Annotated in this window: 7 protein-coding genes; 3 read left to right on the top strand and 4 right to left on the bottom strand. The window is 26.9% G+C overall.

What is annotated here, in order from left to right; genetic code table 4:
• The 3 genes from JN03_RS09405 to JN03_RS09400 all read left to right on the top strand — a co-directional run bounded on the left by JN03_RS09405 (position 1) and on the right by JN03_RS09400 (position 7,810).
• Positions 1–3,321 carry a hypothetical protein gene (locus JN03_RS09405; protein WP_134076631.1) on the top strand — a complete coding sequence of 1,107 codons (3,321 nt, stop codon included), beginning with the start codon at positions 1–3 and terminating at the stop codon, positions 3,319–3,321.
• A 617-nt stretch (positions 3,322–3,938) separates the two neighbouring features.
• Positions 3,939–4,742, top strand: coding sequence for a hypothetical protein (locus JN03_RS02155; protein WP_134076630.1), 804 nt, complete (start codon positions 3,939–3,941; stop codon positions 4,740–4,742).
• Positions 4,743–4,756: 14 nt separating this feature from the next.
• Complete coding sequence (locus JN03_RS09400; RefSeq protein WP_134076629.1) at positions 4,757–7,810, top strand: leucine-rich repeat protein; 3,054 nt, start codon at positions 4,757–4,759, stop codon at positions 7,808–7,810.
• Positions 7,811–7,881: 71 nt separating this feature from the next.
• Here the strand turns inward: JN03_RS09400 and arcC are convergent, their stop codons facing one another.
• From arcC to gpmI, 4 genes are all read right to left on the bottom strand, one after another.
• A complete protein-coding gene (gene arcC / locus JN03_RS02145) occupies positions 7,882–8,814 on the bottom strand; it encodes a carbamate kinase (protein ID WP_134076628.1) in 933 nt (310 codons plus the stop codon).
• Between the two features lies 1 nt (position 8,815).
• Positions 8,816–9,859, bottom strand: a complete 1,044-nt coding sequence (gene argF, locus JN03_RS09395) for an ornithine carbamoyltransferase (protein ID WP_119863768.1) — start codon at positions 9,857–9,859, stop codon at positions 8,816–8,818.
• Between the two features lie 180 nt (positions 9,860–10,039).
• Positions 10,040–12,007, bottom strand: a complete 1,968-nt coding sequence (locus JN03_RS09390) for a rhodanese-like domain-containing protein (protein ID WP_134076627.1) — start codon at positions 12,005–12,007, stop codon at positions 10,040–10,042.
• Positions 12,008–12,230: 223 nt separating this feature from the next.
• On the bottom strand, positions 12,231–13,727 hold the full coding sequence (gene gpmI / locus JN03_RS02130) for a 2,3-bisphosphoglycerate-independent phosphoglycerate mutase (protein WP_036440054.1): 1,497 nt from the start codon (positions 13,725–13,727) through the stop codon (positions 12,231–12,233).
• Between the last annotated feature and the right edge of the window lie 498 nt (positions 13,728–14,225).

The raw sequence follows: 14,225 nt of genomic DNA, 5'->3' as shown, positions 1-14,225 counted from the left end.
ATGAAAGAGCAAGAACAGAAAAATTTAAATACTCAAGAACCTTTGCAACAAAATCAAGGTAAAGTAAAAACTCAAAATCCTAAAAACAAAGTTATAGTGTGATCAGCTGCAGGTGCAGCTGCTGCAGCATTATCTTCAGTAGTATCAATAACAACAGTTTTTTCAAATCAAAGAAAAGTTTCTTTTCTTGACAAAGTTTTACAGTCAATTAAAATTGATGTAAAAGATAAAGATGGAAAAACTAAAGATGATATTAAAACAATAACTGACTTTGTTTCATCTGGATTAAATACTAAACTTTATGAACTTATTGTAGAAACTGAAGAAGATCAAGTTAATAAGCAACCACTTGATAAAGATAAGCCTTACACTACCTTCCGTACAAAGTTTGCTATTCGTAATAAATTTACTAAAGCACAATCAAATTATCGTGCATTTGAATTTAGAAACATAAAACCTCCGAAAGAAAAAGTTGAACTTAACAAACTTGGTCAAATTAGTGAAAAAGAAGAAGATAGATTTAATGATAAGGTTCAAATTACATTTGATTTTAATTTCAACCGTGGTAAATTCTTAGCTTCGGAAATAGCTAAAAAAGAAAATGGTAAATTCAAATACTTTAATATTTTCCCTAGACAAGATAGTGAAGATCCCCTACAATATGAAGTTGTAAATATTGATGTTACAACTAATGATGATGAAGCTGAAGCAGTGATTTCTTATCAACTAAAAGTTAAATCAGTTGATGATGAAAAATTTATTTCTGATAAATTAGAAATCAAATTCAATGACTTTGCTATTCCTTCAACTAAATTAACTGATTATTTAAAAGGTTTGAATGTTAATTATAAAAATGTAGGTTCTACTTATATTCAAGATGCCAACAAAGAAGGTATTATTGAAGGAACAACAATAAATTCAAACTATGAATTTGAATTTGAAACATTTGAAAAATTAGAAGACAAGATTAAAACTAAGCTAAAAATAGTTGACAAAAACACAAAAGAATCTTCTAAAGCTATCGAATTTGAAATAGCCGGCTTTTTTGATTACAAAAAAGCAGTTGAAAATGCAGCTAATGGTATAACTTTTGACTACACTGATAAAGAAAGCACTTTTGCAAGTAGTTTAAAGAAAACTAATTTAACAAATACACTTTTATCACAAGCTAATAGCAATAATTTAGAAGTTGTTTATGTTGGCGATGAATTAATTCAAGAAGATGAAGCAGATTCTACAAAAAGAACTAATGCTATAGTTTCATTTAAAATTAAAGATAAGAAAACTCAATTTGAATCAGAACAAAAAACTTATAAGATAACTAATTTTAAACATTATGCAATTCAATCAGAATTAGATGCATATTTAAATCAAACTAATGTAATTGCAGTCGATGGTGTTGAATCAAAAGAAGCAACACAAGTTACTCAACTTTCACATTTGAAACAAACTATAGATGCAAATTTCGAAATAGATCCTGGTAGTGTTGAAATATCACATCCCGCTGATTTGGTATCAATTAAAGTTTCATTTAGAATCAAAGATAAAACTGGTAGATCTGATATTTTCTCATCACAACATCAAAAAGAAATCACAGGCTTTAAAATGCCACAAGAATTAATTGAAAGTTTAGCTCAAAAAGTTAAATTTGATGTTGCTAACAAACAAAACAGAATGGCATATGAATTTTGAGATAACTTTAGTGAAATTCAAACACAAAATTTAGATGAACGTTGTGAAATTGAAGGAACTCCTACTGTTAAACAAACTAGTTCAAATGAGCTAACTGTTACATACCAAATTAAAAATAAAAAACATCCTACTGTAAAGTCAAGTACTTGCATTAAAGTTATAAATAACTTTAAAACTGTAAATGATAATGAACAAAATTTCACATATGACGTTATTGAACGTAATGGAAATAAAGTAGCAGTTTTAACAGGTAGAGTAAAAGAAGTATTTAAAATACCAGCAAAAATTGGTTGTTATAAAGTAGTTAAGATTAACACTTTATATTCAAATGAAAACTTCGGTAAAAACTATTTTGTTGATATAGAAGAAGGTATTGAAGAAATTGAAAAACTTATTATCAACACTTATGATGATAAATATTCTCAAGTACTTGGAATTAGACTTCCAAAAACTATCAAGAAAATTAACACTTTAATCGAAGGTGAAGCATCTGATTTATATTATCTTGAAATGTATGATAATGTTCAAGAAATTACTAACCTATTTTCAAGTTATTGTAACTATTATGGTAAAGATGATACATATCAAGCTAAAAAACATTACAAAACTCACACAAAATACAATTTGGGTGTAGAAAACTTCGCTTCATTATTCCCTACAGAAGGTAATTATACTGATTTATTGAATGTAAAAGGTTCATTTAGAATACAATTAAATGCATCTAATGGGGAAAAAACAATCCATTTACGTACAGAAGATAATAAGTTTTATTTAGAATCTAATGATCATAAAACACTATATAAATTCTATGATAATAAAGAAACAAATGAAACTTATGATACTTCTATTTCATATGATAATTTCATTAAAAATGCATTTACTGGGAATAAAATCAAGAAGTTCACTTTTAAATCTGATACCATAAATCATTTTGAACATTATATGTTTGACTTCACAAACTACGCATTAGAAGAACTTGATTTAACTAATATCAAAAATTATAACTTTAATTTTGAAAAAATTGCAGGTCTTAATAATATTAAAAAACTTCAATTACCAGATTTTCCAAATGATACTGATGCAAATGTATTTGATAAAGTATTTAGAAACTGAAAAGCTGTTGAAGAGGTTAAACTTCCTAAAAATGTTAAGAAAATTACCAATAGTGTTATTAACTTTGCAAATGTAACAAAAATTAATCTTAATGAATTAACGAAATTAGAGCAAATTGGTAAAGATGATGTAAATGAAGCACAAGAAGTATTTGGAGATTTAAAAATTGAAACTGTTGATTTATCTCATACAATTTTAAATAAATTATCTAGAAAAGCATTCTGATGACCTGCTTTCAATAAAATAATTCTTCCTTCAACACTTTCACATGTTGGTCCGTTTGTAATTTTTGGTGAAGAGAAAAATAAAAATTATAAATACTTTTATTCTGACAATCCTACAGAAATGGCATTAGCTCAATTAGATTTTAATAAGAAAATAACAATTGAAATAAAAGGTAAAACTCAAAAACCCGAAACTTGAAATACATATTGAGCAGGACAATTCTGAACCGAATCTCAACCTAATGGTGTATCTAATGGTAATGGTTTGGAAATTAAGTGAAATAATTCATAGAATAAATTTTTAAAATTAAAAATTAAGCATAATAGCTTAGGTTCAATTATAAGTCCAAGCACGACACAAGTAATAAAGTTAATTGCAGAGCGCTTGGATTTTTTAAATAAGAATAAATTCCACGTTGCGACAGGAATCTATATTAGTTATTCATTCAAAAATATATTTAGAATAAAATTTTTAAGTGTTGTTGTTAGAGAATTAAAGAAAGCATTGCTACAATTTCGGGATAAATTAAAAAAATCATATTATATCTAAATAATAGTTACGTATTTTGCATCTAGCATAATATCAAAAAGAATAAGTTATTATAAATATAATTTTAAAATTTGAAATTAATTTTAAATTTGAATAATTTATAAAGGTATTTATGAAGAAATATTGAAAAAAAATTATTTAAAAACCCCTCACGAATTGTGAGAGATTTATAAGAATAAGACAAATTGAGTCTAACCTTTTGTTAAGTCCAATACTATTTCTTTTGTTTTACTTCTTCAAAAAAATTGCTTTAAATAAGTTAAATTTTTGTTTATTTTTCACTTATTAAGGCGTTTTTTTTTTTTTTTGTTTTGCAATAAAATTCACTCGAATTTTTACGTAAAATACAAGGAGAAAAAATGGCTGAGAAAAAGTTTCTATTAAGACAAACTATCCATCCACAAACAAAACAAACTGTTTATTTAATCTCTGAAGTTGGAGCGCAAGCAAAACCGGTAGTCTTGCCAAACTTATTAGAATCATTAAAACAATTTGTTATGCAAAACGCTAAAGCGCCACAAACTATGCTTTATTTTTACTTTCAAAATAAAGTTTGTGGGATTTTAGACGTTTTAAAATCAAAACAACTTTTAGATAAATTAATTGCTTTAAAAGTTGATATTAAAACTACCAATATTGAATTTTTGTTGAAAAACAAACTTTTAGAAATTCAAGCGGGCAAAACTGAAGAAATCAAACAAGTTTCAACAGCCGCTGCTAGTCAAACACTTGACGATTTAGCTTTAAAAGTAAAAATTGAACTACTTGCTAAAACTAAAAAAGCTAAAGATATTCAAAAATCAGATGTTAAAGGAACGTTGGAAAACTTTAACGGCAAAATTGTGATAGAAAACACTTTGGAAAACGGCAGCGATGTTGATGTTTATTATTTTCTAGAACAAGATAAAACTAAATCACAAATTTTCATCAAAACTATTGGTGGCATTGGTACACCAACCCAATATTATTCAGAAGCAATTTTAGCAAGTTCTAAGATTTCTGAAATTTTGAAAAACACAGGTTTTGAAGCCACTGAATCAATTAAGATTTCAACTGTTCGATACAAAATGCCGAAATGAGTATTTGCAGTTATTGGCGTTATTTCGGGCCTATTTTTAATTAACTTAATTTTTCTAATCTTATCATTTGCAAAAATCTTGTAATTTAAGGAAACTAAATGAAAGAGCAAGAACAGAAAAATTTAAACACACAAGAACAATCGCCTAAGCAAAATCAAGATAAAGTTAAAACTCAAAATCCGAAAAACAAAGTTATTATTTGATCGGCAGCAGGAGCGGCAATTACAGCACTTTCTTCAATAGTAACACTTACCACGGTTTTTTCAAACCAAAGAAAAGTTGCATATCTTGATAAAGTTTTACAATCTTTAAAAATAGATGTAAAAGATAAAGATACTAAAACTAAAGACGATATTAAAAATATAGCAGATTTTGTTGCTAGCGGATTAAACAATAAACTTTATGAGTTAATTGTCGAAACTGAAGAAAATGAAGTTAATAAACAACCACTTGATAAAGACAAACCCTATACTACCTTCCGTACTAAGTTTGCTATTCGTAACAAAGTTACGAAAGCACAATCAAACTATCAAAGTTTTGAATTTAGAGATATAAAACCACCAAAAGAAAAAGCGGAACTTGATAAACTAGGTCAAATTTCTGCAAATGAAAAAGATAGAATTAACGACAAGGTTAAAATAGAATTTTTAAACTTTAATAGAAATATTAAACTAGCTTCTGAAGTTGCTGAAAAAGATGAAAATGGTAAGTTTAAATATTTCAACATTTATCTAAAACAAGATAATAATGACGCGCTTCAATATGAAATTGTAAATGTTGATGTAAAAACCGATGATGAAAAATCGACGGCAATTTTTTCATATCAAATAAAAGTTAAATCAATAGATGATGATAAATTTACTTCAAATGTTTTAGAAGTAAAGTTTAATGATTTTGCTAAAACTTCAACTCAATTGACACAATATTTGAACGAACTTACATTTTCTTATGAAGACGCATCTTCAGTATTTCCTCAAGATGCCATTCAAACAAAAGTTATAGCTAAAAATAAAGGCGTTAACCTTCCATCAAACTATGAATTAATCTTTACTGAATTTAAAACCGAAGGTGGATATCCTAAGAAAATTGACGCTATAGTTAAATTAAAAGATAATGCAAACAATATTATCTCTAATTCTAGAAGTATTGAAATAACAGGTTTTAAAAATTATTTAACACCAGAAGAATTAAATGCTTATATTGATCAAGTGGAGTTAGATGTAGAGAACAAAAGTTCTCAATATATTTCAGATATAAATAATCAAAATCAAATTTTAAGAAAAACATTTGATAACAATAAATACGAAATTGATTTAAGTACTTTTGTTATTGAAAAACTTAGTGATTTAGTTTCAATTAATGTTCACTTTAGAATTAAAGAAAAAGAAGGTAGACCAGGAATTTATTCTAAACAAGTATCAAAAACTATTACTGGGTTTAAAATGTCACAAGAATTAATTGAAAACTTGGCTCAAAAAGTTGAATTTGATGTATCAACTAAAGATGATCATATGGCTTATGAATTTTGAGATAAATTTGATAGTATTGATACAAAAATAATTGACAAACGTTGCGAATTTGTTCAAGATTCAATTAAAGTGAAACAAACTGATGCTGATAAAATCACAATTACTTATAAAGTAAAAGATAAAACGAATAATACAATTTCGCAAGAATATAGTAAAACTATAAGTGATTTTAAAACATCAACGGATAATACAGCAGATTTTTCATATGAAATCATTGAACATAATGGACATAAAGTAGCTTTCTTAAATGAAAGAAAAAATTTATCACAATATAAAGTTCCTGCAAAAATCGGTTCATATAAAGTAATCAAAGTTGGTACATTATTTAGTGGTGTTAATAGAGCATACTCAAATGGTTCTCCATTATATGGAGTAGTCTTAGAAGAAGGTATTCAAGAAGTAAGCAATTTAATTATTTCTTCAGATTATGGTGAAGAATATGCAAAAATAGCGGCAATAAAATTGCCAAAATCAATTAAGAAAATTACTTCACTTATAAATGGTGATTCTTCGTCACTTGCATATTTAGAAATGTATGATAATGTTGAAACAATTGAAGGACAATTATTTACTACTTTTTGTAATTACATAGAAAAAAGTGAAAATTATCACGCACAAGATGTTAGTTATTCTACATATTATTTCAATTTGATTCATGACTTTCACAGTTTTTTTACTGAAATAACTGCAGATCACGGAAGAATTGGGAAAGGTTCATTTAGATTTAATCTATTAAAATCAAGCGAAGGTGAAAAGTTAAAATTAAATACAATAAATGAATTTTCATTTTTAGAATCAGCCGACAGCAAAATTTTGTATAAGGTAGTTGATAATAAAAATTCAAGTACAGAGTTTAACAATGAATTACAATATGAAAAAATTTCTAAAAATGCTTTTTCAGGGTTAAATATTGAAAAAATCAATTTACATCTATCAAAATTGAAACATGATGAACAAAAAAATTTCATTCTAGAGAGAATGAAAAAATTAAAAGAAATAAAATTGACTAATCATAAATTTGACCAATTTCCAATGCGTTTTTTATTAAATGATATTACTTCACTTGAAACTATTACATTTCCTGATTTTTCTAGTGATAGTTCATCAAATATTTTAGATTTTGGTTTGAATGGAAAGTCTCAAAAAATTAATTTGCCAACTAATACTAAAGAAATAAAAGCAAAAATAATTGCAACAGATAATATTGAAAATCTCAAAGATTTGAAACAATTAAGAATTCTACATAACAATTCATTTGTTAATTTCAAAAATACTACTTTAGATTTTTCTGAATGCCCTCTCGAAGAGATAAAACATCAGGCATTTCATTGGACGACCGAAAATGTCAACATTATTTTACCTAACACAGTAAAAAAGGTAGAACCATTTATATTGTATTTTACAGAAGCAAATAATAAATATAATATCTTAGATAATCCCTTTGATCATATGAATCAACTATATCAAATACAATTAACCGGTATCACAAATGTTATTATAAAAGTTAAAGGTATTCAATCAAAACCTACAGAATGAAGTGATTATTGAGTAGGTCAATATTGAAAAAATGATAGTACTAATGGAATTAACGGTCAATTAAAAATTGAGTGAAACCAAAGTTAGCAAAAAATAACTAATACTAAAACAAAAAAATAGACTTAGAATTTTTATCTCTGAGTCTATTTTTTTTGTTTTTATTTAAGAGTAATTTTTGTACCAGTTTTTTCAGCGATAATAGCTTCTAGATCTTTTAGATCTCCGATGAATGAAGCTTTACCACCTTCTTCAACGAATTTAATTGCTGCTTTAACCTTTGGTAACATACTTCCAGGAGCAAATTGATTTTCTTGAATGTATTTTTCTAATTCAACTTTATTTGTGTGAGTTAAAGCTTTTTGGTTAGGTTGTTTATAGTTAACCATAACATTATCTACTGCTGTTAATACTACAAAATAATCTGCTTTAACTAATGACGCTATTTTTGCAAGAGCAAAGTCTTTATCAATAACACCATCAACCGGAGTAATAAAACCTTTTTTGTCTTTAACTGATGGAATACCACCACCACCACCAACTATAACGGTAGCTCCATTTTCAACTGCTGCTTTAATTTGGTTGATTCCAACAAAGTTTAAAGGTAAAGGTGAAGCAACAACTTTTCTAAAACCACGACCAGCATCCTCTACAATTGTACTGTTAGGATTCATTTTTTCAGCTTCTTCTTTAGTTGCATAAAATGGTCCTATTGGTTTTGTTGGGTTTTGGAAAGCTTTGTCTTTTTCATCAACTAGAGTTTGAGTAAGAATATATAGAACTTCTTTTTCTAGTTTTTCTTGTGTAAATGCATTAGTAATAGCATTTACCATATGAAGTCCGATGTAACCTTGACTCATAGCTCCGGCTTCTGGAAGAGGAATTAATGGGCTTTTAACATTAACTTTGCAAGCATCTGACATACCATTGAAAATCATTCCAACTTGAGGTCCATTACCATGACCTACAATAACTTCGTGTCCTGCTTTAACAAGTTCAGCAATTTTTTTTGCTGGTAGTTTTACTAATTCTTTTTGTTCTTCTGGGTTATTACCTAAGGCGTTTCCGCCTAATGCTATAACAATTCTACTCATATTAGTAGCCTAATGTAGCTAGGATAACAGCTTTAATTGAGTGCATTCTGTTTCCAGCTTGTTCAATTGATTTGTTGTATTTTGATTGGAATACTTCATCAGTAACTTCCATAGCACCAGTAGCAACAACAGGGTATTTTTTACCTAAATCAGCTTTAATTTGTGCTGAGAATAATGTATGGTCATCGTGGAATGCTGGAAGACAGTGTAGGAAGATAACACTTTCTTTAGCAGCTTTAATCATAGCCATATCTACTTGGAAATCACCAAGTTCTTTAATACGACTGTCAAATAGTGAAAAATCTTCTCCTAGTGATACTCAAACGTCGGTGTAGATAACATCAGCATCTTTAGCAGCTTTAATTTTGTCATCTGAAAATGATACAGATCCACCATTACGTTTAAATAATTCTTGACAAGCCTTGTAAACTTCTTTGTGTCCAGCACCGTTTTTAACTATATCATGTTGTGCTTTAGGTCCACATAGAACTACATTAGCACCAACAAATGCTGCACCAATCATAATTGAACGAGCAACGTTGTTTTTAATATCACCAGCAAATACAACTTTTTTACCTTTTAAATCACCTAGGTATTCTTTCATAGTCATATAGTCAGCTAGCATTTGGGTTGGGTGTTCGTCATCGGTTAGGCCATTTCATACAGGTACACCTGAATATTTTACAAGTGCATCAACATCAGCTTGTTTGAATCCTCTAAATTCAATTCCATCATAGAATTGACCTAATACCATAGCAGTATCTTCGATAGATTCTTTTTTACCGAAGTTTGAACCTGCAGGTCCTATGTAAGTACAGCTTGCACCTAAATCAGCAGCTGCTACTTCGAATGCACAACGTGTTCTAGTTGAGTCTTTTTGGAACATAATAGCAATGTTTTTACCAGTTAATGGTCTGCTATTTACGTGTAGACCTTGGTATTTAGCTTTTTTCAAGTCAATAGCAAGATCAATTAGATAATTAATTTGATCAGTAGTAAAGTTCAAAGCTGAATCTAGACTACGACCTTTTAAATTCATCGGCATTAAAATACTCCTTTAAAGTAATTTTTATATATAAAGTTTAATATCGATATTGTTTTAATTGTTATTTAAATTTAAATGTGTAAAACACTCCTAAATTATACTTTAATTTTAAAAACTATATGATACTTATAAGATTTTTTAAAAATGTTTTTTTTACCTATAAGGTAAAAAAAGAACATACTAATTGTATGCTCTTGTAGTTGCGATAGGAACTGATATAGTATCTGCTACTTTTTCTATCATTAAACTAACATAATTGCCTTGTCAATTTGAACCTAAAAAGAAAGTAATATTTTGGTTTTTATCTAGAATAAATATTTGTGGAACATAATGATAGTGAGTTATGATTTGATTTCATTCATCAGATTTAATTGGTCTAAAAAGTGTCTTGTCTTGAATGTCTTGTAATTGTTCTTGCTCAATAAAATCTTTTCAATCAGAAGCGGGATTAATTGCATCAATTACATTGTATTCATTTTTTTGTGCAAGAGTTTTGAAATGGTGTAATGCATAAACACAATATCCGCAATTAGTTCTACCAAAAATCAAAACAGTTGGCTTATTCTTATGTTGTATTACTTCGCCTATGGTTTTAGATTCATTTTTTGAATTTAACAAATGGAAATCAGAGATATTTTTACCATATAGTTTCTTTGTTATTAGTTCAAGATGATCTGATATTGAATTAAATTGTCCTAGTTTTTTTCTTTGGTCAAATGTTCTATTTTTGTCATTTGGTTCAATAAAAATAGGTTCTTCTTCAGGTTTGGTATTATTTGTGTTTGAAGGATTATTTGAGTCATTATTTTTAAGTTGAAGCTTTTCGCAAAATGTTTTTTCCACTATTTCATTAAATTTAGAACCAAACATTTCCCTTTGAATGTTTTCAGAAACATTTATTATTTTTCCAAATTCATCAAGTAGAACAAATTTTGGTGTAGTTTTAAAATCCATTCTTTTTAATCAAATTGAATCAATACCATCATATAAAGCAGTATTTTTTTCATCACTAATTTTTTGTTCGTCAAAAACAACTTCGGTTTCTGAAATAGAAACATTAGGATTTTTCTCATCAATAGAAGTCATTATTTTTAAATAATTAAAGTTAGAAAGATTAAATTTAGATAATTCTATTAATGATTCCATACAAGATAAACATGTAGAGCTTGCAAATATTACAATGGTTTTCCTTTTTAAATCTACTAATTCTCTAAGTTGTTTTTTTTCAAGTTTATTGGTTAAAACTTTGTATTGAAGTAAATTTTTACCATAATGTTTTTTTAAAAATTCTTGATTAACTTCTTCGAATGGATTATTATTTATGTGATTAAAAGCACCTAAATTTTTATAGTCTTCAAAACTATTTTCTTGCTTTATATCAGAAGAAATTTGAAAAATATAAGTTCCATAAGCAAGTTCATTATTTGTATTTGAAGAAATGTGCAATATATATGATTTATCTTTATCTAATGATTTAATTGAATTGAAAGTTTCGCTTAAATTTAAATCAATTTTATTTCCAGCATTAAGTGTGTTAGTTTCAAGTAAATTGCCTGATTCATCTTTTAGTTCTAAAACATAAGAAGAAGAAATAGGAGTTTCAGTCGAACTTTCATTAGCAAGATTTTTAAGTTCAATTTTTATGCTTATATTTTCATTTAATTGATAAATGTTTTTAACACTTGAAATTTTTAAATCCATTAATGATGATTTATTTTGAGGATAAATTACAGGACGATTTTCTTTTAGCCATTTAGTAATTCCACCATTCATTCAATAAATGTATCTAAAACCTAAACCCTTCATAAGTTTAGCTGCTTTTTGAGATCTATTTTCTGTACGACAATAAATCAAATATTTTTTATTTTTATCAAGTTTTTCAAGTTGTTCAGAAAAATCCTTTTTATTGAAATCAATATTTTTAGAACCCTCAATGTAGTTCTCATCAACTTCACCTTGTGTTCTTACATCTAAAAGCACAAAATTCTCATTTTTGTTTTCTTTTTGAATTAATTCTGCTGCTTCATGTGTTTCAAGTTTAAGTAAAAAACTTTTTTCTTCTTTCTCACATTTTTTAGCAATTAACATAAGAGGTGAAATAGTTAATAAACAAGATGAAGATAAGATTAAAGGAAAAGATTTTTTCATAATAATTAATTCTTTCTTGAAAATTAATAAGCATAAAAGTAAATTTATGACTTTAAAAATTGGATACTAAATATTAGCACAATAATCATTTTTTATAAAAATTTATATTAATAAGAATGTTAAAAACATTATTAACAAAGTTTAAAGTTTGTTTTAACTTTCAAAAAATAAAAACAGGAACAACAATTTAGCATTATCCCTGTCTAAAATATTTTTGATTAAATTATTTTAAAAGAGATTTTCCTGTCATTTCTTTCGGAATATCTATTTTTAGATAATTCAAAATAGTAGGGGCTACATCAGCTAAAATTCCATTATTTAATTTAATTGATTTATCGGTTGATATAAACATAACTGGATTTGTAGTGTGTTTAGTTGCCGGCTTTCCAAATTCATCTTCAGTTATTTCAGCATTTCCATGATCTGCTGTTATAAATCAAGTTACATTAGGGTTATTTTCAACATAGTCTAATATTCTTTTAAATTGTGTATCCAGAAATTCAATGGCTTTTATTGTTGCTTTTAAATCACCTGTATGACCTACCATATCAGGGTTAGCATAGTTCATAATTACAAAGTCTATATTTTGGATTTTTTCAAGGAGTTTATCTGTTATTTCTTTTGCACTCATTTGTGGGCAAGTTGCAAATGATTCTGCTTTTATTGAATCAACTAAGATTCTATCTTCTAGATTATAAACTTTGTCAATACCACCATCCATAAAAAATGTAACGTGTGCATATTTTTGAGTTTCAGCTAAACGAAGTTGTTTGATATTATTTGTTTCTAATACTTCACCTAATGGATTATTTACAAACATTTCAGTGAATGCTATTTCTGAGTTAATGCCTTCATATTTCATCATAGAAACAAAGTGATTAATTTTTATTTTATCTTTTGGTTCGTATTCATATAAATTTGAACCTATAAACATATGGCTTAATTGTCTAGCACGATCAGGACGGAAGTTGAAGAAAACTATTGAATCGTTATTTTTTATAAAATCACCATCTTTTAATTGTGCAGGAACAAAGAATTCATCAAAGATCTGTTTCTTGTATTGTTCATCAATATAATCATCAACATTTGAAATTATGTTCTTAGATTTACCGATTAAAGCATCATAAGCAAGTTGATTACGTTCAAATATTTTGTCTCTATCCATAGCATAAAATCTGCCAGCAATTGATGAAAGTTTGTAATTGTATTTTTTCAAAATTTCCTTTAATGGAAGTAAAGAATCAGAAATTGATTGAGGTTTAACATCCCTACCATCGCCAAAGATATGAACACTAACTTTTTTTAATCCTAATGCATTTGCCATATCTAAAATTGCAAATAAATGTTTGTCAATAGAATGCACTCCGCCAGGACTTAAAAGACCCATTAAATGTAATGTTGTATTAGTTTTTTTACAATCAAGTATTGTATTTTTTAATACTTCATTATCTTTAAAAGTATTTGTTTCGATAGCATTATTTATTAATGATAGCCCTGTATAAACTATCCTTCCAGCTCCAATATTTAAATGTCCTACTTCACTATTTCCAATTTGACCATCAGGAAGTCCTACATATTTTCCTGATGCTTGTAAAACACTATTTGGATAATTTTTGAATAATTTATCAAATGTAGGATGATTGGCAAGTACATACCCATTACCTTGTTTTTCTTCTCTTAACCCTAATCCATCAATTACGGTTAATATTATTTTTTTCATATTAAATTAAAACCCTTGATTTCCAATTTATTATTATGAGAATAGATAAATTCTCATTATTACCATAATTATTTTACATTAAAAAATTAAGAGTTATATAGATATGTTTGGCCATTACTATACCCCAGTTTATAGAAATTTTCCTGAATTTTATCAAAAAATTAAAACATTTACTTTTAATGAATTAAATAAAATAATTAAGAAATTCATTGATTGATATAAGGATGAAGATTTATGGAAAAATTTGGTATAAAGGCCTATCTTTTTTTACAAATAGTGAGAGATTTAACAAATTGAGTCTAACTTTTTTATCCCAATATAATTTATTATTTATTATTAAATTGCAATATAAATAAATTATCTTTTTTGTTAATACATAAATTTGCGTTTTTCTATTTTTATACTATATTACTAATTTATTAAGATTCATAAAAAAGTAGTTTTATTAAGTATTTTTTTGCATTTTATTGTTTTTAATGAGCGTTTTTTTTTTTTTTT

This window comes from Metamycoplasma hyosynoviae, assembly GCF_004365165.1.
Classification (GTDB): Bacteria; Bacillota_I; Bacilli_A; order Mycoplasmatales; family Metamycoplasmataceae; genus Metamycoplasma; species Metamycoplasma hyosynoviae.
This window is presented reverse-complemented; position numbering and strand designations above follow the sequence as displayed.